At 53.5% G+C, this 26,972-nt stretch carries 25 protein-coding genes; 13 read left to right on the top strand and 12 right to left on the bottom strand.

What is annotated here, in order from left to right; genetic code table 11:
- Positions 1-71: 71 nt before the first annotated feature.
- Entirely contained in the window at positions 72-884 is an 813-nt protein-coding gene (locus H2508_RS05670) for a TatD family hydrolase (RefSeq protein ID WP_182169909.1), read from the bottom strand.
- A 106-nt stretch (positions 885-990) separates the two neighbouring features.
- Positions 991-1,935 carry a LysR family transcriptional regulator gene (locus tag H2508_RS05665; protein WP_182169906.1) on the bottom strand — a complete coding sequence of 315 codons (945 nt, stop codon included), beginning with the start codon at positions 1,933-1,935 and terminating at the stop codon, positions 991-993.
- 555 nt (positions 1,936-2,490) lie between these two features.
- Here H2508_RS05665 and H2508_RS05660 point away from each other — a divergent pair.
- Positions 2,491-4,785 carry a TonB-dependent receptor gene (locus H2508_RS05660; protein ID WP_182169903.1) on the top strand — a complete coding sequence of 765 codons (2,295 nt, stop codon included), beginning with the start codon at positions 2,491-2,493 and terminating at the stop codon, positions 4,783-4,785.
- 114 nt (positions 4,786-4,899) lie between these two features.
- Here the strand turns inward: H2508_RS05660 and H2508_RS05655 are convergent, their stop codons facing one another.
- The 6 genes from H2508_RS05655 to H2508_RS05630 all read right to left on the bottom strand — a co-directional run bounded on the left by H2508_RS05655 (position 4,900) and on the right by H2508_RS05630 (position 11,380).
- Entirely contained in the window at positions 4,900-5,520 is a 621-nt protein-coding gene (locus H2508_RS05655; protein WP_235964880.1) for a class I SAM-dependent methyltransferase, read from the bottom strand.
- 183 nt (positions 5,521-5,703) lie between these two features.
- The gene (locus H2508_RS15000) at positions 5,704-5,892 is read right to left on the bottom strand and encodes a cold-shock protein (RefSeq protein ID WP_328799335.1); all 189 of its coding nucleotides are present in this window, start codon (positions 5,890-5,892) and stop codon (positions 5,704-5,706) included.
- Positions 5,893-6,355: 463 nt separating this feature from the next.
- Complete coding sequence (locus H2508_RS05645; protein ID WP_182169899.1) at positions 6,356-6,568, bottom strand: cold-shock protein; 213 nt, start codon at positions 6,566-6,568, stop codon at positions 6,356-6,358.
- 87 nt (positions 6,569-6,655) lie between these two features.
- On the bottom strand, positions 6,656-9,424 hold the full coding sequence (locus H2508_RS05640) for a valine--tRNA ligase (protein WP_182169897.1): 2,769 nt from the start codon (positions 9,422-9,424) through the stop codon (positions 6,656-6,658).
- Between the two features lie 52 nt (positions 9,425-9,476).
- Entirely contained in the window at positions 9,477-9,896 is a 420-nt protein-coding gene (locus H2508_RS05635; RefSeq protein ID WP_182169884.1) for a DNA polymerase III subunit chi, read from the bottom strand.
- Positions 9,893-11,380, bottom strand: coding sequence for a leucyl aminopeptidase (locus H2508_RS05630; protein WP_408014923.1), 1,488 nt, complete (start codon positions 11,378-11,380; stop codon positions 9,893-9,895). Before H2508_RS05630 ends, H2508_RS05635 begins: the two co-directional genes overlap by 4 nt.
- A gap of 103 nt (positions 11,381-11,483) precedes the next feature.
- Here H2508_RS05630 and lptF point away from each other — a divergent pair, with 103 nt between their 5' ends.
- Positions 11,484-12,599, top strand: a complete 1,116-nt coding sequence (gene lptF / locus H2508_RS05625) for an LPS export ABC transporter permease LptF (protein WP_182169878.1) — start codon at positions 11,484-11,486, stop codon at positions 12,597-12,599.
- Positions 12,586-13,644: an LPS export ABC transporter permease LptG gene (gene lptG, locus H2508_RS05620; protein WP_182169875.1), complete on the top strand. Its 1,059-nt coding sequence runs from the start codon at positions 12,586-12,588 to the stop codon at positions 13,642-13,644. Before lptF ends, lptG begins: the two co-directional genes overlap by 14 nt.
- A gap of 19 nt (positions 13,645-13,663) precedes the next feature.
- Here lptG and H2508_RS05615 read toward each other — a convergent pair whose 3' ends face one another.
- Positions 13,664-14,113, bottom strand: coding sequence for an RDD family protein (locus H2508_RS05615; protein ID WP_182169872.1), 450 nt, complete (start codon positions 14,111-14,113; stop codon positions 13,664-13,666).
- 108 nt (positions 14,114-14,221) lie between these two features.
- Between H2508_RS05615 and H2508_RS05610 the strand changes: the two genes are divergently transcribed.
- Both H2508_RS05610 and H2508_RS05605 read left to right on the top strand, forming a co-directional pair.
- Entirely contained in the window at positions 14,222-14,899 is a 678-nt protein-coding gene (locus H2508_RS05610; protein ID WP_182169869.1) for a response regulator transcription factor, read from the top strand.
- Positions 14,900-14,915: 16 nt separating this feature from the next.
- Complete coding sequence (locus H2508_RS05605; protein WP_182169866.1) at positions 14,916-16,286, top strand: ATP-binding protein; 1,371 nt, start codon at positions 14,916-14,918, stop codon at positions 16,284-16,286.
- 5 nt (positions 16,287-16,291) lie between these two features.
- On the opposite strand, the gene H2508_RS05600 is transcribed toward H2508_RS05605, so the two are convergent.
- Positions 16,292-17,053, bottom strand: a complete 762-nt coding sequence (locus tag H2508_RS05600) for a hypothetical protein (RefSeq protein WP_182169863.1) — start codon at positions 17,051-17,053, stop codon at positions 16,292-16,294.
- Between the two features lie 232 nt (positions 17,054-17,285).
- On the opposite strand from H2508_RS05600, the gene H2508_RS05595 reads away from it, so the two are divergent.
- The gene (locus tag H2508_RS05595; protein ID WP_182169860.1) at positions 17,286-17,615 is read left to right on the top strand and encodes a BolA family protein; all 330 of its coding nucleotides are present in this window, start codon (positions 17,286-17,288) and stop codon (positions 17,613-17,615) included.
- The gene (gene trhO / locus H2508_RS05590) at positions 17,615-18,568 is read left to right on the top strand and encodes an oxygen-dependent tRNA uridine(34) hydroxylase TrhO (RefSeq protein ID WP_182169857.1); all 954 of its coding nucleotides are present in this window, start codon (positions 17,615-17,617) and stop codon (positions 18,566-18,568) included. Before H2508_RS05595 ends, trhO begins: the two co-directional genes overlap by 1 nt.
- 17 nt (positions 18,569-18,585) lie before the next feature.
- Here trhO and H2508_RS05585 read toward each other — a convergent pair whose 3' ends face one another.
- The gene (locus H2508_RS05585) at positions 18,586-19,203 is read right to left on the bottom strand and encodes a trypsin-like serine peptidase (RefSeq protein ID WP_182169854.1); all 618 of its coding nucleotides are present in this window, start codon (positions 19,201-19,203) and stop codon (positions 18,586-18,588) included.
- Positions 19,204-19,515: 312 nt separating this feature from the next.
- On the opposite strand from H2508_RS05585, the gene H2508_RS05580 reads away from it, so the two are divergent.
- The 6 genes from H2508_RS05580 (at position 19,516) to dmpG (ending at position 25,427) form a co-directional block, all read left to right on the top strand.
- Positions 19,516-20,376, top strand: a complete 861-nt coding sequence (locus tag H2508_RS05580) for an SDR family NAD(P)-dependent oxidoreductase (RefSeq protein WP_182169852.1) — start codon at positions 19,516-19,518, stop codon at positions 20,374-20,376.
- Between the two features lie 99 nt (positions 20,377-20,475).
- On the top strand, positions 20,476-21,702 hold the full coding sequence (locus H2508_RS05575) for an acyl-CoA dehydrogenase family protein (protein ID WP_235964867.1): 1,227 nt from the start codon (positions 20,476-20,478) through the stop codon (positions 21,700-21,702).
- 32 nt (positions 21,703-21,734) lie between these two features.
- Positions 21,735-22,568, top strand: coding sequence for an alpha/beta fold hydrolase (locus H2508_RS05570; RefSeq protein ID WP_182169849.1), 834 nt, complete (start codon positions 21,735-21,737; stop codon positions 22,566-22,568).
- Complete coding sequence (locus H2508_RS05565) at positions 22,561-23,349, top strand: fumarylacetoacetate hydrolase family protein (protein ID WP_182169846.1); 789 nt, start codon at positions 22,561-22,563, stop codon at positions 23,347-23,349. The genes H2508_RS05570 and H2508_RS05565 overlap by 8 nt, the downstream gene beginning before the upstream one ends.
- A 56-nt stretch (positions 23,350-23,405) precedes the next feature.
- The gene (locus tag H2508_RS05560; protein WP_182169830.1) at positions 23,406-24,314 is read left to right on the top strand and encodes an acetaldehyde dehydrogenase (acetylating); all 909 of its coding nucleotides are present in this window, start codon (positions 23,406-23,408) and stop codon (positions 24,312-24,314) included.
- 75 nt (positions 24,315-24,389) lie between these two features.
- Complete coding sequence (gene dmpG / locus H2508_RS05555; protein ID WP_182169827.1) at positions 24,390-25,427, top strand: 4-hydroxy-2-oxovalerate aldolase; 1,038 nt, start codon at positions 24,390-24,392, stop codon at positions 25,425-25,427.
- A 122-nt stretch (positions 25,428-25,549) separates the two neighbouring features.
- On the opposite strand, the gene sthA is transcribed toward dmpG, so the two are convergent.
- The gene (gene sthA / locus H2508_RS05550; protein ID WP_182169824.1) at positions 25,550-26,950 is read right to left on the bottom strand and encodes a Si-specific NAD(P)(+) transhydrogenase; all 1,401 of its coding nucleotides are present in this window, start codon (positions 26,948-26,950) and stop codon (positions 25,550-25,552) included.
- Positions 26,951-26,972: the final 22 nt, after the last annotated feature.

Here is a 26,972-nt window from a genome sequence, read left to right as displayed (position 1 = left end):
ATGGCCGCATGTTTAGTGCCGTATTGAAATCACTTGGCAGATCCGAATTCGATGACTCGCTGTGCTGCTACTCACTTTGCCTGGAAGAACAGTTTCATGCTGTTTTCTCTGGCTTGGCGGAGCAGTGTTTCTACCTCTAGCTGCTTAACCTCGGCGACTTTTTCTGCCACAAAGGGGAGGTAGTAAGGCGCGTTAGTTTTGCCTCGGTAGGGCACCGGGGTGAGATAGGGAGAGTCGGTTTCTAGTAAAAGTTGCTCTACCGGGGTGTGCGCGATGATCTCGCGAACATTATCGGCGCGATTAAAGGTACTGATGCCATTAAAGCCGAGCATGAAGCCTTCTGATAGACAGTATTCCGCCAGAGGCAAGCCCGAGGTGAAACTGTGGATGACTCCTTGACCCGCCAGTGAGGAGCTAAAGTTAGCCAATATGGCGCGAGTGTCTTCATCGGCCTCGCGGGTATGAATTACCACAGGTAAGTCCAATTCGACAGCTAGTGCCAGTTGCGCTTCAAATACTTGTCGTTGCACCGCGCGATCAGCGTGATCATAAAAATAATCCAAGCCAATTTCACCGATTGCCACAATCCGCTCATCGGACGCCCGTTGCCGAATAATATCGGCCAGCGCTTCGTCGTAGTCCTCGGCTTCATGCGGGTGCAGGCCTTGAGTACCCCAGATATCCTCTGCGCTATGTGCGAGTTGCCAGACCTTATCTAGGTTGTCGGCTGAGACAGCGATGGTAATGATGCGCTCAATGCCTACTTCCCGACTGCGCTGTAGCGTTTGCTCTAGCTGTTCTTGATCGAGATAGTCAAGGTGGCAATGGGTCTCGATGAGTGGGGTTTGGTATTGGGGAATGTCGCGTCGCTTGCGCTTACTCATAGTATCCTGATGCTGATAATGGCTGGCTGTGCTATGGGTTTTTGCACACGGGGGCTAAGCATAGTGCAGCTGAGTTTGTGGGAAAAGGGTACACCTTTTCCTTAGTTTACTCGACCTGCTCAAGTACTGACAGAGTGTCTAGGATTTGCTGCCAGAGCCAATGATGTAGCGGTGAGTTAGCGCAGCGCTGGTGCATGACGAGCATATAGTTCATGTTGTCTCTGGCGTCACCGGGAATTGGTAGCGCGACAATGCCTGATGCCGCAGTGGCATTGCGCAACATATAAGCGGGGCCGGGCAAAAAATAATCCGTATTGCGCAGCACTTCCAGAGCCGTCAGTAGGTGCGAGGTTTCCAGCGAACTCTGTTGCGGATTTCGCATCCGAGTAAAGGCATCTGAGCTGCGAGTCAGTTCGGCTTGATCGAGATCGGAAACGTACAAGCGGATCACCGGGTAGCTGCTGAGCCGTTCCCAGCTAAACTCACCCTCTGTTAGCGGGTGACCTTCGCGCACCAATATAGCCGGTGGTGAGCCGCCCAGCGCTTGAACTTGGAAATCTTCTGGGTAGTGGGCTTGGGCAATATGAATAGCAAAGTCCAGGTTGCCGACAGCGAGTTGCTCAAGTTGGTTGTCGACGCGGGTAATCGTGCGAATCGATAGATGGGGCGCCTGTTTATGTAGGCGTTGAATCAATGGAGGGAGTAGGGTTACTCCCACATACTCTGATAGCGCCAACACCACTTCACCGCTGTAGCGCATAGGATCAAAGCGTGTTCCTGCCAGCAGTCTTGTGATATCGGCCAGCGTCGCCTGTAGGGTCAGTTCAAGCTCTTGAGCGCGAGGCGTGGGTTGCATACCACGATGACTGCGGGTGAACAGAGGGTCTTTGAATGCTTCGCGTAAACGAGACAGGGTTTTACTCATGGCTGGCTGAGTAATATGCAGGCGAGCTGCAGCACGTGACACACTGCGCTCTTCTAGCAGTACCTGTAGTGCGACCAATAAATTGAGGTCGGTTTTGTAGAGCTGGCGATCGTCGCTAGGTGGCATAAGCAAATCCGCAGGTAATATGAATAATATTCATGTTACCTATGATAAGAGTACATTGGAGGTATATTAATGAAATGTATTAAAATTGCTGCAACTCAATTTGTTGCGCCCTCGATGAGCCTAGTTGGGGGTGTAAGCGGCTATTCGCATGCCGTGATGGAAACCCATCCAGGTCCACTAGAGTTATTTTTTAAAACCCGCCTTTTGGCGGGTTTTTTTTTGCGCTAAGCATAGCGCATAGCATCTTGAGGGGCGCTGTTCTAAATTATCACAAACATTCGCTCTACCTGTGATTAACAAGCCCTGCTACTATTCTCTATAAAAGATGGTGTTTCTGCGCGCAGCTCTGCTTTATAGCACCCGGCAGAGCAACGCCAAGAAGTAAAAAGTACGGCTTTAGCGCCCTAAACAATCCGCTCCAAGATTTGGATAATATAAGAAATGAATATTGCTTTACAGCAATAGAAAAGCCTTTTTAACAGGGTAATGGTCGCTTCACGGCCGTTACTACGATAACTATTAAAATAGTAGAACCGTAAAATGGAGATTTTAGTCATGGCATACCACCGAGTTGTTCGACTACCGCGCCACCTGAAACCACTACTTTTATCTACTGCGGTATTGGCTGCCAGCCAAGCCCAAGCCCAACTAGAAGAAGTGATAGTAACCGCGCAAAAACGTGAACAGAGCCTGCAGGATGCGCCCATCGCTATTACGGCCTTTGGCCAGCATGCCCTTGAGCAAAAAGGTGTGCGCGACCTGGTCGATCTCGGCACCTTCGCGCCCAACGTCAAGGTGGCGCCACTACCTTCCAACACTGCTAAAGCGACGGTGGCGATTCGCGGCTCGGTCACTTCCAACCCAGGTATTTATTGGGAGCCCACCGTGGGTATCTATCTGGATGGGGCCTATGTCGGAAAGTTTTCCGGTAACGTGTTCAAGTTGGCAGAGGTAGAGCGCATCGAAATCTTGCGAGGCCCCCAGGGCACCCTGTTCGGTCGCAATACCTCCGGTGGAGCCATTAACGTGATTACCCAGGTGCCTACCGGCGAGCTGGGTGGCAAACTGCGCGCTGGAGTGGGCAACTTTGGCTACCGCGAACTGTCGGGCACACTGGATCTCCCGGCTTTGCAGCTCGGTGAGGCGGGTAGCTTGGCGGCGAAACTCAGTTTGAGCACTGACGAACGCGATGGCTTCTATGATAATGTCGATCCAGCTCCGGGCACGACGATTACGCACCCCTTCACTGGCCAGCCGATCCCGGCCAACCCTGCCTCAAGAAAAGATAGCAATGCTGCGGACAGCACTATCGGTCGAATTGACCTGATGTGGGACGTCAGTGACCGCCTCTCCATTCGCTATGCTTATGACGATGTCGACGTAGACAACACGCCGGCTAAGCCACAGTTTACCCACTTGGACACCACAAACCTGACCTTTGGTTTCCCCCTACCGGCAGATCTGGCGCAATTTATTAGCAGTGAGAGCAAAAACCTCAGCAAAAACTCGCTGGATGCCGATATTTGGGAAAAGTTTGAGTCCAAAAGCCATACGCTTACTGCAGAGTACGGCTTAGGTGAACTCGGTTTCATGGGTGACGTTTCATTAAAATACATTTTCAATGACCGCGACCTAGACTTCACTTTTGGCTTGGATAATGATGGCACGCCCTTCCATATTTACCACTCAAGTATCTTCGAGGACTACAGCCAGCGCTCCCACGAATTACAGTGGACTGGCAACTTGGACCGAGTCGACTATGTAATGGGGCTGTACTATTTTGAAGAGCAAGCGGATGTCGAGAACCCACTGCGCCCGTTGAACAGTTTCTTTGGTCCCCTGCTCAATGACAATAGATATGGCCTGGAGTCCGATCAGGTCGCGGCCTACGCTCAGGCAAACTGGACACCAGCGATGCTAGAAGACCGTCTCACTCTGACCGCAGGATTGCGCTGGACTGACGAAGAGAAGTCGGTCTATATCGATCACCCCGGCGACAACCCCCCGTTCAAGGGCAAGAACAAAAAAAGCTTTAGCAATGTCTCGCCGACTGTCATCGTAGCCTACGACTTCAGCGACCAACTAAATGCCTACGCCAAATACGCTCAGGGCTGGAAATCTGGCGGCTTTTCTGGCGAAGCGGTCAGTCTTGAAGCTTTCAACGAAGGTTATACTGCTGAGGAAATTGACTCCTGGGAAATCGGCATTAAGAGCCGCTGGCTAAACAGTACACTGCAAATTAACGCTGCCGCCTTTTTCAATGACGAAAAAGACATCCAGCTGACGGTGTTCGTACCCGACGCTTCTGGCGGGACATCCTCGGTGGTCAAAAACGCCGGTAGTGCTGAGAAAAAAGGGGCCGAAGTAGAGGTGGTCTATGCCCCTACTGCTGACCTGATGCTGAGCGCCAACTATGGTTACTTGGACTCCAAGTTTAAGGAGTTTATGGAGTTTGACCCAGTGCTGGGCAGGTCCGTTAACGTCGCCGACCAGCGTTACACTCAGTACACGCCTAGACATACGGTCAACTTGGGGATCGACTACACACTGCTACGCGCGGATTTCGGTGAGCTTAACGCCCATGTAGACTACAGCTACAATGATGACTATACCCCTTACGTAAAACCCGATCAGAGAGCTGTATCCAAAGTTGATGGTTACGGACTCTTCAACGCACGGTTGACGCTGTCAAATATCCCAGTGGGTGACAACCAGCTGCAGCTGTCCCTGTGGGGTAAGAATCTGCGCGATGAGGAATACCGCCTAAACACAATCCCCTTCGGCCCGATGACCACCAGTTTCTTCGGCAACCCGCGCACCTACGGATTGGAAGCGCAGTTCAGCTTCTGATTGCTCAGAAGTCGCTGATACTTAAGGGGCCCTCAGGGGCCCCTTGTTGAAGCTATGGCTGTAAATGCGACAGGCTAAGAGGGAAGTTCAGGCGGCATTTTGCCGGCTTTGTCATTAAGCGTTTTCAATAACCATGATCGCGCCGCGGGCTTCCATGCTACCGCGAGCCTTCCATTCGATCAGGTCGGCGCAGTGCTTATCGATACAGCGCTCAGCCATTTCCAGAAAGGTGCTACGCTCTGGGTCGGCAATATAGATGTGTTTGACACCGGCTTTAACCGCGCGATTGACCATATTGAACACCGGTTTAACTAGTTCGTCCCAGAAACAGATATCTGCGGCAATTAATACATCGTAGTCAGACAGCATTTTGGTACTTAATTGATCAAAGCGCTTAACGAGGGGCTCTGTGCTGACCTTGTTGAGTTTCGCAACCTCAGTCAAAAAGGGGAAGACATCTGGGTCGGCGTCGACAGATGTCACAGAAGAGCCCAGTTTACTGGCACACCAGATACCGCCAATCCCCCAGCCACAGCCGACATCAATCACTTTGCCGTGGTGTTCGGGTGGATTTTTTTCTAAGTAATCGATAAGCAAGGCGCTGGATTTCCACAGTTTGTTACCGTGAATTGAGGGGTAGTTGCCCTCGCGTTTGACCCGGCGAATTGCAGGGTGACTTGCTGTCGGCATGCTCACTCCGCGAAAGCGCCGTGTCAGTCGTGGCTTCTGGCTCAAGTTCTGTCCTTAATCAATTTTGTAGGCTCGGCTATATTGTGACATTTTGGCCCTGACTGTGGCCAGTTGAACTAGCAATAGCAAGGTTTAGCATCTGCGGAGGGGGCGTTTTGGGTGTGATCAGTGTAGGCCGAGCGCCGCTCGGCCTACAGGGGGAGTGTTACTGTGGTGCGGGGCTAGTTACTAATCTAAAGCTTCTACATCCTCAGCCTGAGGCCCTTTTTCGCTGTCGGCGACTTCGAAAGTAACGCGTTGGCCGTCACGTAAGCTGCGTCGACCCTCACCGCGAATTGAGCGAAAGTGAACAAAGATCTCCTCGCCATCGTCTTTGGTAATGAAGCCAAAACCTTTTGATACATTGAACCACTTCACCGTACCGTCTTCGCGATTCGCGCTTGATAGGGCTGTCGTGCTGCTGCGTTTGCTGTCCTGTCGCTCGCCCTGCACCGCAGTGGATGATTTGGCTGTGGGGATGGACACCAGCCAAGCTGTAGCCAAAGTTGCTACGCAAAAACTGGCAATTAAAGTGAGGTCCGGAATACTGCCGCCCTGTATCAAGGTGGCAGAGGTGGAAGCTACGGCCGCGACTATCAGGCTGATTACAAGCTTTCCGCTAAGGTTCATGCTAATCCTCTTTAGTAAAATATCTACAGTGCCAGCCTTGTAAAATGCCAACACAACAATGGTGACCCCAGGAAAACAGTGGGGACAAACTGCTAAAACACCCGGCAACAGCATACTCTGCCATTACAGGAAGGGCGTTATTTACAGCGATTGAAACACCGTGGAGGTGTTGGGAAGCTGCTCGCTGCGGTGCTTCCCAAGGCGAGAGCTCTTAGAGCTTCAGTACTTCCTCAGCCTGTAGGCCTTTGGGCCCTTTGACGAGGTTGAACTCCACTACCTGCCCCTCATTGAGGGTGCGATAGCCTTCGCCCTGAATGGAGCGAAAGTGCACGAATATGTCATCGTCACCTTCTTCACGGGTGATAAAGCCAAACCCTTTGGCGTTGTTGAACCACTTTACCGTGCCATTAACACGTTCACTCATACCACTATCCTCGGTTTACCACTGCACTTTTTATTATCCGCTGCCGCTGTTTATAGCGGCAGCTTGTTAAACCTTTACTACCGAGTCTTACATTAGCTCAATACGCTGTTTTTGTTCTCGCAGCTTGGCTAATGCCTGCTGTTGTGCCTGCAGTTTACTGCGCTCTTTGGCTACTACGGCCTCTGGCGCCTTATCGACAAAGGCCGGATTATTCAGTTTGCCTTCAATACGCTGCAGTTCTTTTTCCAGCTTTTCAACTTCTTTAGCGAGGCGCTGTAGTTCGGCATTCTTATCAATTAAATCCGCCATGGGCACCAAGATTTCTAATTCGCCCACTAGCGCTGTAGCCGCTATCGGTGCTTCTTCGCCATCTGCCAGCAGCCGGATAGATTCCAGCTTAGCCAGCTTTTTCAGAGACGCGGCATTTTTTTCCAATCTGGATTTATCGCTTTCGCCAGCGTTCCTCAGTAATACACTGAGTGACTTGCCCGGCGCAATATTCATTTCACCACGAATGTTACGCAGGCCTTCAATCACTCCTTTTAGCCATTCTATATCTGCATTTGCAGCACTGTCCACGCCTTTGTCGTCGTAGAGTGGATAGGGCTGCAGCATAATAGTGGCCCCAGATTGCCCAGCCAATGGCGCCACTGTTTGCCAGATTTCTTCAGTGATATAGGGCATAAAAGGGTGCAGCAAGCGCAGCGTCGACTCCAGCACGCGGATTAGGGTTCGCCGGGTACCGCGCTTGGCCGCCTCTGATGCCTCATCATCCCACAGCACAGGTTTTGATAGTTCCAAGTACCAGTCGCAGTACTGGTTCCAGACAAATTCATACAGCGCCTGGGAAGCATGATCAAAGCGATAACTGGCCATAGCTTTGGCGACAGCGGCTTTAGTTTGCTGCAGTTCGCTGATAATCCAGCGGTCGGCGAGGCTCAGTTCCACCTCGCCTGCGCCATTGGCATCACAATCTTGGCCTTCACAATTCATCAGCACATAGCGAGCGGCGTTCCAGATTTTATTGCAGAAATTGCGGAAACCTTCGATGCGGCCAATATCAAAACGAATGTCGCGGCCGGTGGAAGCCAGTGAGTAGTAGGTGAAACGCAGCGCATCGGTACCATAGGCATTAATGCCTTCGGGGTAGTGTTTGCGAGTGGCTTTTTCAATCTTGGCCGCCAGCTGTGGCTGCATCATGCCAGCGGTGCGTTTATCGACTAAGCTCTCCAAATCGATGCCATCGATCAGGTCGATGGGGTCGAGCACGTTGCCCTTGGATTTGGACATTTTTTGGCCTTCCGCATCGCGTACTAGGCCGTGAACATAGACGGTGTGGAACGGCACTTCTTTGCGGAAATGCAGGGTCATCATGATCATCCGGGCAACCCAGAAGAAAATGATATCAAAGCCGGTGACTAACACAGAGCTAGGGTGGAAGGTGGCCAGTTCTTCGGTGTTATCGGGCCAGCCTAGGGTTGAAAAAGTCCACAGAGCAGAGGAGAACCAGGTGTCGAGCACGTCCTCATCTTGGCGCAGCGTCAAGCTCTCTGGCAGTTTGTTCTGGGCGCGTACTTGGGCCTCGTCCTTGCCCACGTAGATGTTGCCAGCATCGTCATACCAGGCGGGGATGCGGTGCCCCCACCAAAGCTGGCGGCTGATGCACCAGTCTTGGATGTCCCGCATCCATGAGAAATAGGTGTTTTCCCACTGCTTTGGCACGAATTGGATGTCGCCGTTTTCGACCGCCTCAATAGCTGGGCCGGCCAGTGACTTAGCATCCACGTACCACTGCTGGGTCAAGTAGGGCTCGATCACCACCCCAGAGCGGTCGCCGCGGGGCACTTTTAGCGTATGAGGCTCGATTTTGTCGAGTAGGCCCAGTTGCTCCAAGTCTGCAACAATGCGTGTGCGGGCTTCAAAGCGATCAAGACCGACGTAGGCTGCAGGTGCTTGCTCATTGATGGCGGCGTTGTCGTCGAGGATGTTGATCATCTCTAGGCCGTGACGCTGGCCCATTTCGTAGTCATTGAAATCGTGTGCCGGAGTGATTTTTACACAGCCGGTGCCGAACTCTGGATCGACATAGTCATCGGCGATGATGGGGATTTCACGTCCGCTTAAGGGCAGAGTGATGCTCTGGCCGACCAGGTGAGCGTAGCGTTCGTCTTCTGGATGTACGGCAACGGCCGTGTCTCCGAGCATTGTTTCAGGGCGAGTCGTGGCCACGATCAAGTGGCCCTCACCACTGCTCAAGGGGTATTTAAAGTGCCATAGATGGCCTTGCTCCTCCTCTGACAGCACCTCCAGGTCAGATACCGCTGTGTGTAAGGCTGGGTCCCAGTTAACCAAGCGCTGACCGCGGTAGATCAAACCTTCTTCGTAGAGGCGGATAAAGACTTCCTGTACCGCTTTGCTGAGGCCCTCATCCATAGTGAAGCGTTCGCGGGACCAATCAAGGGATGCGCCTAAACGGCGCAACTGGCGGGTAATGTTGCCACCGGATTGCTCTTTCCACTCCCAGATTTTTTCGACGAATTTTTCGCGACCTAAGTCGTGGCGACTGAGGCCTTCAGCTTCTAGTTGGCGCTCAACCACCATCTGTGTGGCAATACCGGCGTGATCGGTGCCAGGTTGCCACAGGGTATTGAAGCCAGACATGCGGTGATAGCGAATCAGGGCGTCCATAATGGCTTCCTGAAAGCCGTGGCCCATATGCAGGCTGCCGGTGACGTTGGGCGGTGGGATCATGATGCTATAGGCTTGATCACCACCTTGTGGTTGAAAGTAGCCACGATTTTCCCATTCTTGGTACCAGCGGGTTTCGATTGCGGCGGGTTGGAAGGTTTTATCCATTACAGTGTTAGTCCGAGGGGCAGCTGCCTAAAAAAGGGCGCGATTATACGCGTTATAGGTCGTGTTTTTCCAATTGATAGCCCCGTTCTTTATAGAAGCGCCAGGATTGTCTCAATGCGCTCAGGCTAGTGGGGTCCTGGGTGACCACTTCGGCCACTCGCTGAAAGCGACTAAAGAAGGGCGGAATTTCTAATTGGAGGTTAATTAGTAAATCGTCGTGGCCATGAGGTTCTTGTCCCCAGCCGATGGCGATTTGATCACTATCGGTCTCACCGTTCAGGCCATGAGGTAGGAAGCTATCGGGGCGAAAACTCCACAGCAGAGTGTCGAGCTCGCGCGCTTGAGCTTCACTATTAGCATTGAGATAAACGCGGTGGCCGCGCTGGAAAGCCTTATTAGTAAGGCGTGCAGCCACCTGTAGGCGCTGGCTTTCACCAGCGGCCTGTACGACATAGAAACCGACGCGGGTCATTGCTGTTCCGCGCGCTCCTGCAGATATCGAGTCAACAGGGCAACAGGTCTGCCGGTGGCGCCTTTAGGGCTGCTATCCCAGGCTGAGCCAGCAATATCGAGGTGTGCCCAATCGTATTTCTCGGTGAAGCGCGCTAAGAAGCAGGCTGCAGTAATGCTGCCGCCGCCGGGTCCGCCTATGTTGGCGATATCAGCGAAGTTGCTTGATAGTTGCTTCTGGTAGTCATCCCACAGGGGCATACGCCAAGCGCGGTCATGAGTATATTGGCCAGCCGCAAGAAGCTGCTCGGCTAACTCATCCTTGTTGGCATAGAGTCCCGAGGCATGCGAACCCAGTGCCACGACACAGGCTCCTGTCAGTGTGGCTATATCAACCACAGCGCTGGGCTTATAGCGCTCGGCGTAGGTCAAGGCATCGCACAGTACCAGACGCCCTTCGGCATCCGTGTTAAGTATTTCAATGGTTTTGCCTGACATGCTCGTTACCACGTCACCTGGCTTGGTAGCTCGGCCACTGGGCATGTTTTCGGCGGCGGCGATAATGGCCACTACGTTCAGTGGTAGCTCCAAATCACGCAGCGCTTGCATGGTGCCAAGGACACTGGCTGCGCCGCCCATGTCGAATTTCATTTCGTCCATTTTGGCGCCGGGTTTAAGTGAGATACCGCCGGTATCAAAGGTGATGCCTTTGCCCACAAGTACATAGGGCTGCTGGCTGGCTTTGCCCCCTTTATACTCAAGGACGATTAGCTTGGCTGGCTCATCGCTGCCTGCTGACACCGACAGCAGTGAGCCCATGCCCAACTCAGCCATCTTTTTCTCATCCAAAATGGTAGCGCTGAGCTTTTTATTGCCGCGGGCGAGCTCGCGAGCCTGCTTGGCGAGGTAGCTAGGGGTGCAGATATTGCCGGGTAGGTTGGCTAAGTTGCGAGCGGTGTTAATCCCCTGGCCGGTTTTGGCGCCGCTATCCAAGGCCGCTTGAGCCTCCTTGGTCGATAATTGCTCCTTGTCACTGCTGACTAAAAGCTTGCTCAGAGCCAGGGCCTTCTTGGGTTTGGCGACTGTTTCAGTGTAGCGGTAGGCCAGGGCTGTGAGGTTCCGTGCCATTGACTCCAAGACTGTCGCCAGCTCGCCATCTTGCGGCTTGAGTTCGGCAGTGTAGATAAGGGCATCTTTTGCGCTGCTCTTATTAAGGCTGTTATAGAGGGTCTCGGTGAGTTTTCTCGCGGCAGCTAAATCGAACTTTTTCTGTTCTCCGCAGCCTAGTAATAATATGCGCTTGGCGCCACCGGCACCAGGCAGCATGCAGCTTTGCCGAGACTTGCCGCTGAAGTCGCCCAGTGCCATTGTGGCGCTGATGGCACCCGCACTGAGTTCGTCATAGGCTTGCGCCGCCGCAGACAGGGATTTGCCAAATACCGGAACCACTGCGCACTGCGTTTTGGTCTTGCTGGGGTCTACGCTCTGGCGAGCGGTGAAAGTCATTGATGTCATTGGGTTTCCTTGTCCGTTATGCAATGCTCTAGTGTATGATGTCGGGCGCCGAAACTGAACCGACTAAGCGGCCAATTCACTGGCGATCAAATCGATGAAAATTCTTCGCTATCTTACACGAGACATCCTGACCCATATGCTGGCAGTCAGCTTCGTGCTGCTGGTAGTTATTTTTAGCGGCCGCTTCGTCAAATATTTGGCCGAGGCAGCGGTTGGCGATCTGGCTGCCGACATTCTCCTGCCCGTTATGTTCTTCCGGCTGCCGGGCTTTCTGGAGCTGATTGTACCACTGGGCTTGTTTATCGGCATTCTCATGGCCTACGGCCGGCTCTATGTGGAAAGTGAAATGGTGGTCTTGTCAGCTTGCGGCGTGAGCCCCAGCCGCCTGGCCGCCTATACCATGGTTTCAGCTGGCCTAGTGACCTTGCTGGTAGCACTGCTGAGCTTGGTGGTGACGCCCTTAGGTGCTGCGCGCTCGGCCGAGTTACTGCAGGACCCAGCCTCTTCCCAAGGCTTGCAAAGCTTAGCCGCAGGGCGCTTTCAGACCCGGCGGCACAGTGGCATCGTCAGTTATGCCGAAAGTGTTTCACCGGACACCGGCATTATGCACTCGGTGTTTCTCTCCCAGCGCAATGACAGTGCCGATGGCGGCTCCGCTATGGTGGTTACTGTCGCAGAAGAGGGTGAAATAAAAATGGATCCGGAGAGCGGCGCCCGGTATTTGGAGTTGCGCAATGGTTATCGCTACGAGGGCACACCAGGGCGCTTGGATTACCGGGTGGTTCAGTTTGCCCGTTTTGGGGAGTTAATACCCGAACCTCAGGGCGGCATCCGTACCGCTGCGGCGGTCGATGGCCGGCCGACTCGGGAGTTGCTCAACTCCGAACTACCACAGGACATCGCTGCTCTTTACTGGCGCCTATCGCTGCCCATCATGGTGCCGATTGTGGCACTCATTGCCCTGTGCCTAAGCCGCACCGATCACCGGCGCGGCCGCTATATTAAAATGGCCCCAGCGTTCTTAGTTTACTTGCTCTATTTGATGCTTTTAGCCAACGCCCGCTCTGCAGTTGAAGAGGGGGAGAGTGGTGTCTTGGGCGGCTTTATAGGTGTTCATCTGCTGTTTCTGGCGCTGGGCTTGGGCATGCTCCATGGCGGCAATTTAACTGCCCGCTGGAAATACTGGAGGCGTTTGCGTGCGAAAGCTTGATCGCTACATTGGTCGCACAGTGGTCAGTGCGACGGTGCTGGTCTTGCTCATTATTGTGGGCATTGATGCAGTTGCTGCATTTATCGATGAAGCCGGTGATATCAGTGACTCCTATACCGGCATGGAGGTACTGCGTTACATCCTGCTAACGACCCCCGGTCGTCTCTATGAGTTCACGCCTTTTGCCGCATTGATTGGCTGCTTAATTGGTCTCGGTCAGTTGGCTTCAAGCAGTGAATTGGTCGTTATGCGCGCTGCGGGTGTCTCGATTGCCCGTCTCGTTTGGATTGTGATGAAGCCCACCTTGGTGATGGCCTTGCTGGCATTTTTAGTGGGCGAGTATGTGGCTCCTCAAGCCGAGCAGCTGGCCCAGAGTCGGCGCGCTATTGCGCAAAATCCCGGTGAGGGTGTGGCCGGCCGCCACGGCTTGTGGAACCGCGAGGGCAATACCTTCCTCCACTTTAATGCGCTGGAGCCAGGTGGCGTTGTGTATGGGGTAGTTCTGTTGCAATTTGATGAGCGCCGCCGTCTGCAGTCGGCCCTGCGTGCTCAACAGGCCACTTATGCTGGCGATCACTGGATGATGGAGCAGGTAGTGCGGACCAATTTTAGTAGTTGGCAAACGACGCGGGTCCCTTACCAGAGCTTGCGCTGGGATACAGCCATTACGCCACAGTTGTTGACCATGGAAGTCGTTCAGCCAGGGCAGCTGCCACTGAGCGACTTATACCCTTACAGCCGCTATTTATCGCAGCAGGGGCTTGATGCCGATGATTTTGAGTTGGCGCTGTGGCGTAAATTGTTGCAGCCCCTGACGGTGGCGAGTCTGGTGTTAGTGGCAATTTCTTTTATTTTTGGGCCGCTGCGCGATGGCAGTTTGGGCTTTCGCATATTTGCTGGGGTGATTGTGGGGATTGTATTTCGCACCAGTCAGGACCTGCTTGGGCCGGCCAGCATGGTGTTTGGTTTTTCGCCGCTGTACGCGGCCTTGGTTCCGGTTTTAGCCTGTATGCTAGCGGGCCTGCTTATGTTGCGGCGGGCCTAGGGACAAGGGGCGAAGCTGATTAGCGCTTTTTGTCGACTAAGATCAGCTCGGTACCGGATAGGTAGTCGTGCCAGTAGCGTTTGTTAGGGTCAAATAAGCACCACCAATAGCCCGCACCAAAGCACAGTGCTGACAAGGCCGCTCCTAGGCAGCGCCGTATCACATGGCTAGTGTTGGGTACGCTGCCATCAATTCCTACCAACTTGATACGCCAGGCCTGCATGCCCAGAGTTTGGCCGCTTTTAAGCCAGAAAGCCCTAAAAAAGCCAATCAGGGTGAGCAGAGTGATTACTTGCACTAGCCACGGCGCTAAGGGCTCGGCATCAGCGCCGTTTAAGTAACTGTGAATGCCCATACCAATAGCTACGCTGAGCATGATGAGTGGCAGCACCAGAAAAGTGTCATAGAGCATAGCCATCAAGCGTCGTGGCAAGGCGGGGTGGGTCAATTTGGGGGCATCCTTTGGCATGGCGGCGAGTCTATCAAAAAGCGTGCACCGACGGCAGCATTACCGAATTGTAAATTGGGCGCAGCAGCTACGCGTGCTACATTTGCGCCTACACAGGGGAGTAAAAAAATGAATGTTCTGCTGGTAGAAGACGACCCTTCGGTCGGAGAGTTTATCGCCAGTGAGCTGGCTACCGCGGGCTATAACTGTACCCTCAAGTCCGATGGCCTTGAGGGTCTTGAGGCGGCGCTCAGGGGTGATTTCGACATCGTGGTGGTCGATCGCATGCTGCCTAGTTTGGATGGCTTATCCATTGTCAGCCGTCTGCGCGAGGCCGGCCATTTGACACCAGTGCTGGTGCTCAGTGCTCTGGCGGAAGTGGAAGATCGCGTCAAAGGCCTGCACAGCGGCGCTGATGATTATCTGACTAAACCCTTTTCCATGGCTGAGCTTCAGGCCCGGCTTGAAGTGCTATACCGCCGGGCGAATAACCCGAGTGAGACGCAGACTCGGCTGCAGGTCGCCGACTTGGAAATGGACCTACTAAGTCAAGAAGTTCGACGCCAGCAGGACCTGATCAATTTGCAGCCGCGCGAGTACAAATTATTGGAGTTTTTGATGCGACACGCGGGGCAGGTGGTGACTCGGGCCATGCTGCTGGAGCATGTTTGGGGCTACCATTTTGATCCACAGACCAATGTCATCGACGTGCATGTCTCTCGGCTGCGGCAGAAGATTGACCGAGGTTTTGATACCCCGTTACTAACCACCGTGCGTGGTGCGGGTTACCGCTTAGGTTCACCCTAGGGGCTGGACTTCGTCAATGCGTATTTTACAGGTACTCAATAGCCTTACCTTCCGCTTTATTGCACGCTACGTCATTGTGCTAGTGACGACAGTATCTCTAGTGCTGTGTTTGCTCTACGCCTTTTTTAGCTACAACTACTTCAGCGATTTACGCGACAGTGTGGTAGAGGAGTTAGATACATTCGAAGCGGTGTTTCGCGGTCAGTCCCTCGAAGGTGTGAAGCAGTACATCGACGATCAGGGCGCAGTGCCAGCAAGCACAAGCTTTTCTTATCTGGTGACAGATGCGGCGGGTCAGAAACTCGCGGGAGATTTGCCCAGCGCCCCACGCTATCGTGAATTTGTCGGTGGCTGGCTCAGCTTTCAACTATCCCTATTGCAGTCTGAACACGCTAGCGAAGTAGATTTTCTGGCCCGCTCCAGAGAGCTGGATTCGGGGCTCACCGTGATGGTGGCGCGCTCCTTTGCCGATGCCGTGGAAAGTGGTGGCTTAGTCTTCGACACCTTGGTTCGCGCCATGATTGCTACCTTAATGCTGGGCATTATTGGTGGTTTTTTCACTGCCTCTTTTGCCCTGCGACGAATGGAGCAGTTTGGCCAGCGCTTATCCCGCATTGTGCGTGAGAAGGGCGGCACAGAGCGAATGCCCCTTGAAGGTGAAGAGGGCTACCTGCGAGAGCTGACACTGCTTACTAACCGTATGTTGGATCAGATGTCTGTTTTGATGCAGGGCGTCAGGCAGGTCTCTGACAACATAGCCCACGACTTGCGCACGCCTTTGACGCGGATACGCAACCAGCTGGACCAGTTGCGCAGTGGTCTCGACCCGCTGCGACAAGAAGCAGTCGACCGGGTGATTGAAGAGTGCGATGAATTATTATCTTCTTTCAATGCTTTATTGCGTATCTCGGCCCTGGAGTCTGGCAGCAAATCAAGTCCAGATGCAGAGCTTGATTTAGCCGCTTTGCTGGGGGATGTGGCAGAGCTGTATGAGCCCTTAGCCAATGATAAAGGGATTAGCTTGGCCTTCTATAGCCCGGCTCAGCTCAGCTTGTGTGGTGATGGCGATCTGTTATTCCAGATGTTTGCTAATTTGTTAGACAACGCTATTAAATACACTCCCGAGGGTGGTCAGATAGAACTGCGTTTACAGTCTGCTTTGACCGGCGGTGCACGGGTGGAAATCAGTGATACTGGCCGGGGCATACCAGCAGCAGATCGGCAGCATGTGTTCAGGCGCTTTTATCGTTTGGAGAGCAGCCGTGGCAAAGAGCCGGGTCACGGCTTAGGTTTGAGTTTGGTGCAGGCCATTGTGCAGTATCATCAGGGCACCATTAGCTTAGCTAATAACAACCCAGGCCTGCGGGTGGTGGTGTCGCTACCCTAAAATTATCAGGACTCCAGTGTTAGCTGAGAGCTGTCGGGTGGCTTTGGCTTATCTCGGTCCCGGTACTGTGCCTCTAGTAAATCTTCACCAGCAGGACTGATCTCAAATTTCGACAAATCCAGTGCCGGAGCCGCGGGTGGCGCCGTGGCGCAGTCACTAAAGTCGCTCCCTTCTGGCGCCAAGTTTAGGCTATCAGTGTTGGGGCTGAGGGTTTGTGTGTAGCGAGGCAGCGTCGGAATGGTTTCGCCCACCGGGCCAAGGCTTAGATGCTCAGTGTCGGGAGCAGCTGGGGGCGGTGGCGGGACTGGGGATAAGCGCTCAAAGTCGGCACTCAGGGATAGCGCAGAGCAGTCAACATCCACTGGCTCCCGTGTTTGACGTTCCTCTGGCTTAAGCACGTCGCTGCCGGCAGCAGCGAGACTAAGGCCAGTGCTATCTTGCACAGCTGGCGCGGCTTCTCGCTTAGATTTATCTGCCGCGGGCTGCGCTGCTATAGCGGCGATGCGTTGTGCGGCGCTGGGTTTTTTGTTGGTCTGGCTGCGTCTGATCAGCGGGCGGGCACCAGCGCGCTCCATGGCCTGCTTGTATTTCAGCGCGGTCGGTTTATCGCAGTGCTTTTTAAGTAGCTGTGGCTGGCCGCTGAACAGGCGGTCGAGCGTCGCTTGGTCTGCCTTAAATAGCAGGCCAAGTCGGCGACGCACGGCTGCCAATTCTTGCCCCGGCAATAACTCGCCAGAAAAATATACATTGTACTGCCTGTCCATCATCAGCTCCCCGCACCTGCAATGGGCTTGATGCTAAGCAGTATACAGCGATAGCTGTCGGTCACAATGCGAATGGGGGCTTGAGCAGCCGCAGCGGCTGCTCATAAGTCACTGATAGGGATAAGTGATAGGCCCGGGCCTTTTGTTTGGCAAAGCGTTCAGGCCATGCCCTAAGGCTGGTTGAGAGGGCCTGAGCTACGCTATAATCGCCAGCCCTTTTTAGCCGGAGAACAGCATGTTGGTGCAACAGGAAATTGAGACGCAGCTGCAGCAATCATTAGAGCCGCTGTTTCTGGAAGTTACCAATGAAAGCCATATGCACAGCGTGCCGCCTAATTCAGAGACCCACTTTCGAGTGGTTGCGGTGGCAGAGCAGTTTGAAGGGCAGCGCAAAGTGGCCCGACATCAGCGTATCTATCACTTGCTTGCCAGCCAGCTTGAAGGCCCAGTTCACGCATTGGCTCTCCATTTATACACGCCAGCAGAGTGGCAGTCCCGCGAGGCTAGCGCGCGCCCATCCCCAGATTGCATGGGTGGTAGTCAGGCAGATAAGGAGAACAACTAATGGAGGTAGTGGTTGCCGCCCTCTACAAGTTTGTGGCTTTGGAAGATTATCACGATTTGCGCGAGCCCTTGCTAGACCGCTGCATCAATGCCGGTTTGAAAGGCACCTTGCTGCTGGCCTCAGAGGGCATTAACGGCACGGTGGCCGGAACTCGAGAGGGAATTGATGAGTTGCTGGCCTGGCTGCGTGCCGACCCACGTTTTGCAGATATCGACCACAAAGAGTCTTTTGATGATCACATGCCGTTTTACCGCATGAAGGTGAAACTGAAAAAAGAGATCGTCACTATGGGGGTCGAAGGCATTGATCCCAACCAGAGGGTGGGTACCTATGTTAAACCCAAAGATTGGAATGACTTGGTCAATGATCCCGAGGTATTACTGGTCGATACCCGCAACGATTACGAATACGGTATCGGCAGCTTCCGCGGTGCTGTCGATCCGAAAACCACCACCTTTCGCGAGTTTCCCGAGTATGTGCGTCGAGAATTAGACCCCGCTAAGCACAAAAAAGTGGCGATGTTTTGTACAGGCGGTATTCGCTGTGAAAAAGCTTCGGCCTTTATGCTCAATGAGGGTTTCGAGGAGGTCTATCACCTCGAGGGCGGTATTCTCAAATACTTAGAAGAAGTGCCCGAGCAAGACAGTACCTGGCAAGGTGAGTGCTTTGTATTCGACAACCGTGTTGCGGTTAACCACAAACTCGAAAAAGGCCAGTATGACCAGTGCTATGGTTGCCGCCATCCAATAACTGAGCAGGATAAGCAGTCCAAAAAATACGAAAAAGGTGTCTGCTGCCCAGGCTGTTACGACAGCCTGAGCGATGATCAAAAACGACGCTTTGCTGAGCGGCAGAAGCAGATTGAATTGGCGGCACAGCGCGGAGAAGTCCACGTTGGTGCAGCGCCGCCCGCTCGTCAGGAAGCTAAACCGGAAGGCAGCGGGGCTGGCTAACCACTTGTTTCTGTACTTCAGTACAGATGGCTCAGTAGGCTTTGTCTAAACACGGCCAGTGGAATGAAACGGCTCAGGTCGTCGCCATTGCCCTGTGAGATGACACCTGAGAGCATCGGTTCGCCGCCCGTCGATAGCTGGATGACGGCGCCGCCAGAGGCTCCTTTGTAGGCCTTGCAGTCACTATCGGAGTAGCGCGAGTACTGCTTGGTGATGAAGCAACTAGGGTCGTAGCTCAGTCTGTTTCCGAAGTCGCCGCGGCCAGCATCTCTAGAGTAGCCCGCCATCAGCAGCGGGCTCTGTGGGTCTGGTCGACCAGGCTGAAGTTTGAGTACCGGAATTAAGTGGAGTGGTAGACTGCGCTGCAGGCGCAGAACTGCCCAATCAGCCTCGATGTCACCGCCCTTGGCAAGTTGTGTCGCCGGCGTTTCGATTCGTTCGCCGGCGGCGGTTTCCACAGTGAACAGAATTTGCTGACTCAGGTCTTCGTAATACTCCAGGCAATGCCAGGCCGTCACAATAATATCGGCGGAGCTGCTTGGACCGCTGCTGACTAAGCTTGCACTGCAACGTTCGGTGTGATGTTTAGGGTAGCCATTGTGGTAGCGAATGCCTGGTACTACTAATTTTCCCACCGCCCGGAGCCAGCTTGGTGACTGGCCTTCTCGGTACACAGATCGGGGGTCAACTGAGCTAAGTTGTTGACTCGGTTGAGCATTTGGCGCTGCAGCTAAAATAACGCTGAGTAGCAAGCTGGCGATAATAGAGAGAGTTTGGGGCAAAGTTTTCCCTAGCTGGCACAACATATTGGCCCCTCACCCGCGGCGGTTGCTTGGCCCATGCGGGCAGGGTCAGTAGCATGGTCAATGATATTAATGCAGTGCTCAGCTAGGGTAAAGCTTAGCACTGTTTGAGCAGAAAAATGATGCAAAGGGTATGGAGTAGATATGAGCAGTAAACAGAGAGTGGCGGTGGTCACTGGTGCCAGTCGCGGTGCAGGAAAAGGTATCGCTGAAGCACTTGGTGCAACGGGGGCCATTGTTTATGTCACTGGCCGAACAGTGGAAGAGGGAGCAGCGCCACTGCCTGGCACGGTTGCTGCCACAGCTGAGGCAGTGACAGCAGCAGGTGGCCAGGGTATTGCGGTCGCTTGCGATCACAGTGATGACGCCCAGGTTAAGGCATTGTTTGATCGCGTGCGCGAAGAGCAAGGGCATCTCGATATACTCGTTAACAACGCCACCACTATTCACGATGCCTTAGTGGATGCTGGTCCGTTTTGGGAAAAGCCACTGGAGCTGACTGAGATTTGGAACGTCGGCATGCGCTCCCACTATGTAGCGAGCTGGTACGCTGCGCCTTTACTGCTCAAAAGTGAGGCTGGCCTGGTTGTTAACACCAGCTCCTTTGGCGGCCGAATCTATATGCACGGCCCTGCCTATGGCGCAGGGAAGGCGGCGGTTGATAAAATGGCCCATGACATGGCGGTCGATTTCCGCCCCCACAATGTGGCAGTGGTGTCCTTGTGGATGGGGCTGCTGATGACCGAGCGTACCCAGCGGGTATTTGATAGTGAGCCGGAGAAATACGCTGAATTAGCAGCGGCAACAGAGAGCCCTGTGTTTACCGGGCGTGTTATCGCAGCCTTGGCGCAGGACCCAGAGCGCATGCAAAAATCCGGCAAGGTGCACATTGGTGCGGAGCTTGCACAGGAATATGGGATCAGCGATAAAGACGGTAAGCAGCCACCTTCACACCGCGCCTTTTTTGGCGCACCAACTGAATTTGGCGATGCCGTGGTTGAATAGGGCGCTAGTGACAATACCCTAAATAGAGGATGTGGCCCTTGAGTTTAAGGTCTTTAATAAGACACTCAAGGGTCATGTTGACCCGGTAGGAGTGAACCGATGACGGCACACGAAACAATGACACAAGGTAATGCCATGAATAACTACGGACTTGAATCGCCCAGAGCACAGGAACTGATCGCCGCTGCAAAAGCAATGGCGCCGGCGCTGCGACAGCGTGCCGACCAATGTCGAACACAAGGCAAGGTGCCTGATGCCACAATCAAAGAGTTTCACGAAGCCGGTTTTTTCAAGATTCTGCAGCCAGAGAAGTGGGGTGGCTATGCCATGGACCCGCAAGTCTTTTACTGCGTAGGTCTGGAAATTGCCCAGCACTGTATGTCTAGCGCCTGGGTACTAGGCGTTGTTGCAGTACACAACTGGCAGTTAGCGGTATTTGATGACCAAGCTGCACAAGATGTGTGGGGGGATGACCCGAGCGTATTGATCTCCTCTTCTTACGCGCCAGTGGGCAAGGTAAAAGTTGTCGATGGCGGCTATGAACTGAGCGGCCAGTGGGGCTTCTCATCGGGCTCAGAGCACTGTGATTGGGCTTTCTTGGGCGCCGTTGTACCGACTCCCGAAGCGCCATTTGATATGGCCAATTACCGAACATTTTTGGTGCCCCGCAGCGATTATGAAATTGTCGATAACTGGGACGTTGTTGGTTTGCAGGGTACTGGCAGTCACGACATCCGTGTCGACACAGTGTTTGTGCCAGAGCATCGCACACACAAATCGATGGATGGTTTCTTGTGCGACAACCCAGGTAATAAGGTCAACACAGCGCCCTTGTATCGCATGCCCTTTATGCAGGTCTTTGTGCGCGCCGTATGTAATGCCAGCCTCGGTGCACTAGAAGGTTCACTGCAAGCCTTTATTGAAGTGGCCAAAACCCGTCGGGTAGGACCCAACAAAATGAGCGACGATCCCTTTGCTCGTAAGCTCGCCGCTGAAGTGCGAACTGAGATCGAAGATATGAAGCGCACTATGCTGTATAACTTCGAGGCGATGATGGCCTGTACCCGCGCTGGTCAGCCAATTCCAGTAGAGGATCGCGTGCGCTATCGCTATGACTCAGCGATTGTCGCTGATCGCTGCTTGGCACTTTCTAGCAAGATGCTTAAAGCCTCTGGCAGCAGTGGTATCCGCCACGGCAGTGAGCTGCTTTGGCGTCATCTGGATATCCTCGCCAGTCAGGCGCACGTGGCCAACCATTCCATCCCATTTGCTAACAATATGGGTGGCATAATGTTTGGCGAAGAGAACCAGGACTTTGCGATCTAAAGGCCTAACTATTAGTTGAAAAGGAAGTAAGTATGACAATGATCGGGCGCCTTCCCGAAGGCAAATACGCAGACTGTGCCAATGGTCACCGAATTCATTATCTGGATGAGGGGCAGGGCGAAGTTGTGGTGTTTTTGCATGGCTCCGGCCCAGGTGCTAGCGGCTATAGTAACTTTAAAGGTAACTATCCCTCGCTAGTAGCAGCTGGCTATCGCTGCATTGTGCCCGATCACATTGGCTATGGCTTTTCCGACAAGCCTGACGATATTGATCACCCCCTGTCACTATTTGTGGAGTGCATCAAGCAAACGCTCGATGTGGCTGGTGTGACGCGCTGTACCTTGGTGGGTAACTCCCTCGGTGGCGCGGTGGCTTTGGGACTGGCGCTGGAGCATCCAGAGCTGGTTGAGAAGCTGATCTTGATGGCCCCCGGCGGTCTCAGTGAGCTGCCTGAATACCAGCTAATGCCCGGTATGCAGAAAGTATTCAAGGTCTTTGGTTCCGGTGAGCCGGTGACCGCTGCGGTGATGAAAGACCTTTTTGCCACTGGCTTGATGTATGATGCGCGCCACGCCACCGATGAGTTGGTGGAAGAGCGTATGCAGATCATGGAGATCATGAACGGCCACGTGATGGCGACCATGCAAGTGCCGGTGCTCACCGATCGCCTGTCTGAGTTACAGTGCCCTGTGCTGGGTTTTTGGGGTATGGACGAGCAGATGATGCCAGAAAATGGCATCATGGCGATGGCCAAAAACATTAAACAACTGCGCCTTATCCTAGTGACCGAGTGTGGCCACTGGGTGATGGTTGAGCACGAAGAAATGTTCAACCGGGCCTGTCTGGACTTTTTGCAACATGGATAAACAGCGTATCGAGGAGCTCGCAGAGGAGCTCTACCAAGCACTGCGTTCTGGCACCACGGTCAAACCGCTGACAGATCGCGAAGCAGACATTACTATTGAAGATGCCTACCACATTAGCTTGCACATGGTTAATCAGCGCATAGCGCGTGATGGTGAGCGTATTGTGGGTAAAAAAATCGGAGTTACCAGTGCGCCGGTGCAGGAGATGCTGGGTGTTTTTCAGCCCGACTTTGGCTTTTTGACCGATGCCATGGTTTTCCCTGACGGAGGCGACATCCCGGTGGCGGGGCACTTGATTGCTCCGCGTGCAGAAGGTGAGATTGCCTTCCGCCTGAAAAAGGATTTGCAGGGTCCGGGAGTGACCGAGCAGGATGTTCTGGACGCAACAGAATCTATCATGCCCTGCTTTGAGATTGTTGATTCACGTATTGACGACTGGCAGATCAAGATTCAGGACACTGTGGCTGACAATGCTTCCTGTGGTGTCTATGTCCTTGGCACTAATGAAGTAGATCCCCGCGATTTTGATTTGCCATCTCTGAAGATGAAAATCTTTAAAAATGGCGAGTTTCACAGTGAGGGTGAAGGTCGAGCAGTACAGGGTAACCCATTGACTGCAGTTGCCTGGTTGGCCAACACCTTGGGCGAATTTGGCATACCCTTCAAAGCTGGGGAAGTGATATTGTCCGGCTCTTTGGCCCCCCTCATTCCGGTGGTGGCAGGTGATGAAATGTCGCTGGAAATTGAAGGTATTGGTGGCTGTTCCTGTCGCTTTGTATAAAGCGCTTGCAGCAGTGTTGCTAGCAAACCCTACAGATTGAGTGAGAAGAGAAGATCATGAGTCAAAAAATTAAAGCCGCTATTATAGGCCCCGGCAACATCGGCACCGACTTGCTGATGAAAGCTTTGCGCAGCGATGTCATCGAGCCAGTGTGGATGGTGGGTGTGGTGCCCGATTCCCCCGGTTTGGCGCGCGCTAAAGAGCTGGGTCTTAAAACAACTGCTGAAGGTGTCGACGGCATGCTGCCGCAAATGAAAGCCGACGGCGTGCAAATTTGTTTTGATGCGACTTCGGCCTATGTGCACGAGGAAAATAGCCGCAAAGTGAATGCCGAAGGCGCGGTGATGATTGACTTGACCCCCGCGGCAATCGGTCCCTTCTGTGTACCTCCGGTGAACTTGGCTCAGGCCGTAGAGCAGCAAGCCATGAACGTGAATATGGTGACTTGCGGCGGTCAGGCTACCATTCCACTGGTCGCAGCGGTTAGTCGTGTGCAGCCGGTATCCTATGGCGAAATTGTAGCGACTGTGAGCAGTAAGTCTGCCGGGCCTGGCACGCGTAAAAACATCGATGAGTTTACCCGCACCACAGCCCTTGGTATTGAAAAAGTTGGCGGTGCTGAAAAAGGTAAAGCGATTATTATCATTAACCCCGCTGAGCCACCGTTGATCATGCGCGATACGGTTCACTGTCTGACTGTGGATGAGCCAGACCAAGAGGCAATCACCAAGTCGATACACGATATGATTGCTGAAGTGCAAAAGTACGTACCTGGTTACACCTTGAAGAATGGCCCAGTATTCGATGGCAAGCGTGTATCGATTTACATGGAAGTAGAAGGCTTGGGAGATTTCTTACCTAAGTATGCCGGTAACCTAGATATCATGACCGCCGCCGGTCTGCGTACAGCAGAGATGTATGCCGAGGAAATTTTGGCAGGAAACTTTGTGCCTAAGGCGAGTTAAGCAAGCCGATGTGAGGGCAATTGCCGTGCACATCGAAGCCAATGAGTTACCGAGACAGATATAGAGAGACAAGACATGGATCTGAAAGGCAAAAAAATTACCGTTCACGACATGTGCCTGCGTGATGGGATGCACCCCAAGCAGCACCAAATCACTGTGGATGAAATGGTTACTGTGGCAAAAGCCATGGATGAAGCTGGCATTCCGATGATCGAAGTCACCCATGGCGATGGCCTTGGTGGCGCGTCGGTGAACTATGGCTTCCCCGCTAATAGCGATGAAGAGTATCTGACTGCAGTATGTGGTGCTGTGAAGCAGACCAAAGTATCGGCACTCCTGCTGCCTGGTATCGGTACTGTTGACCATCTTAAAATGGCGGTGGACTGCGGTATTTCATGCATTCGAGTGGCTACTCACTGCACTGAGGCCGATGTCTCAGAGCAGCACATCACTATGGCAGCCAAGTATGACAAGCTCGATACAGTAGGCTTTTTGATGATGGCCCACATGATTGAGCCGGAAGCATTGGTTGAGCAGCTCAAGTTGATGGAAGGCTACGGTGCGAACTGTGTCTACATCACTGACTCAGCAGGCTACATGCTGCCTGATGATGTCACGGCTCGGGTGGCGCTGGCCCGTGAGAAGTTGGACCCCGCGACCGAAATCGGCTTCCACGGCCACCACAATATGGGCATGGGCATTGCTAACTCATTGGCCGCCGTAGAAGCCGGTGCGAGCCGTATCGATGGCTCACTGGCAGGTTTGGGTGCCGGTGCTGGTAACACTCCACTGGAGGTGTTCTTGGCAGTCTGTGATCGCATGGGTGTGGAAACAGGTGTCGACCTGTTCAAGGCCATGGACGTCGCTGAAGACTTGATCCTGCCGATGATGGATCACATGGTGCGAGTAGACCGAGATTCACTGACTCTGGGTTGGGCTGGTGTGTACTCTTCCTTCCTGCTCTTCGCCAAGCGCAGCGCTGCTAAATATAACCTGTCATCTCGAGATATTTTGGTTGAGCTGGGGCGCCGTGGCACAGTCGGCGGTCAAGAAGACATGATCGAAGACTTGGCATTGGATATGGCCCGTCAGCGGGATGCTGAAAAGGCTTAATGCCCTCCGAGACCGGGCGCAGCTCGCGCCCGGTTGACACCTTCCTTGTATCGAGCCTGTTAACTATCGCCCAGCTTTCACAGTACGATAGTCCGTCTTAAGTGTTTCTTTTAGCCCTTGCTTTAGTAATCGTTCAAGCGATTGAGGCCATTGTGCGCTGCGATACGGTAGGCTTCCGCCATAGTCGGATAGTTGAAGGTCGTGGTGATAAAGTATTTTAGCGTGTTGCCTTCGCCTTTCTGGTTCATGATGGCTTGGCCAATGTGAATGATCTCGGTGGCTTCTGCGCCAAAGCAGTGAATGCCAAGTATTGCTAGCGAATCTGGGCAAAATAGTATCTTCAGCATGCCCACATCTTCACCAGATATTTGGCCGCGAGCGGTATCTTTAAAAAAGGCTCGGCCGACTTCAAAAGGAATCTTGGCGTCGGTGAGCTCCCGTTCGGTTTTACCCACGGAACTGATTTCCGGAATGGTATAGATACCTGTGGGCACATCGTCCACATAGCGCACAGTTTCTTTGCCCCGGGAGGCCGCAGCAGCAGAGCGCCCCTGGTCATATCCGGCACTTGCTAGGCTAGGCCAGCCGATCACGTCACCGACTGCATAAATATTGGGGGTGCTGGTCTGATAGTTGCGGTTAACCTGTAGATGACCGCGCTGATCTGCTTCTAAATTGACTGCTTCAAGATTGAGGCCGTCGGTGTTGCCGGTGCGGCCATTGCACCAGAGCAAAGCATCTCCGCGTAAGCGTTTGCCTGACTTTAGGTGCAGCTCCACCCCTGAACTACTCGCCTCTAAATGATCGTATTCTTCGCGGTGGCGCACCATGACGCCCATATCGCGCAGGTGATAGTTGAGGGCTACTGAAATCTCATCGTCCAAAAAAGCCAAAAGATAATCGAAGCTGTTAATCAGCTCGACCTTGATCCCCAGACCACTGAAAATCGAAGCGTATTCACAGCCAATCACGCCGGCACCGTAAACCAAAATTTTACGAGGGGTGTTTTTCAGGTCGAGAATGGTGTCGCTGTCGTAGACGCGTGGGTGATCGAAGTCGACGTCGGCGGGACGGTAGGGGCGTGAGCCGGTGGCAATGACAATGTCCCCTGCGGTAATTTTTTCGATAATGCCATCGGCTTGGCGAACGGCGAGTGTATGCTCGTTGACGAAGCAGGCCTGGCCAATGTGCAAATCAATATTATTGCGAGCGTAGAACTTGCTGCGCATCTCCACTTGTTTCTCTATTACGCCACTGGCTACCGACAGCGCTGTTGGGTAGGGGATTTGACGACTGTGGCCAATTTCCCGGAATAGGCGACCGGTGTTGAAACGCATGAGCTGTTTTACAGCGTGACGCAGTGCTTTAGAGGGGATAGTGCCGCGGTGAGTGCAGCCGCCGCCGACCATAGATCGGTCTTCGATGACGCCGGCGCGTTGGTGGTGCTTTGCAGCGTTCAAAGCGGCGCTTTCACCTGCGGGGCCGCTGCCGATTACCAGTACATCGTAATCGTAACTTGTCATGGCATATCTTCCCTTGGCGCCG

It is taken from the genome of Sediminihaliea albiluteola, from assembly GCF_014077625.1.
In the GTDB taxonomy this organism is placed as follows: domain Bacteria; phylum Pseudomonadota; class Gammaproteobacteria; order Pseudomonadales; family Halieaceae; genus Sediminihaliea; species Sediminihaliea albiluteola.
The sequence above is the reverse complement of the archived record's forward strand: the minus strand, read 5'-3'. Positions and strand labels throughout refer to the sequence as shown.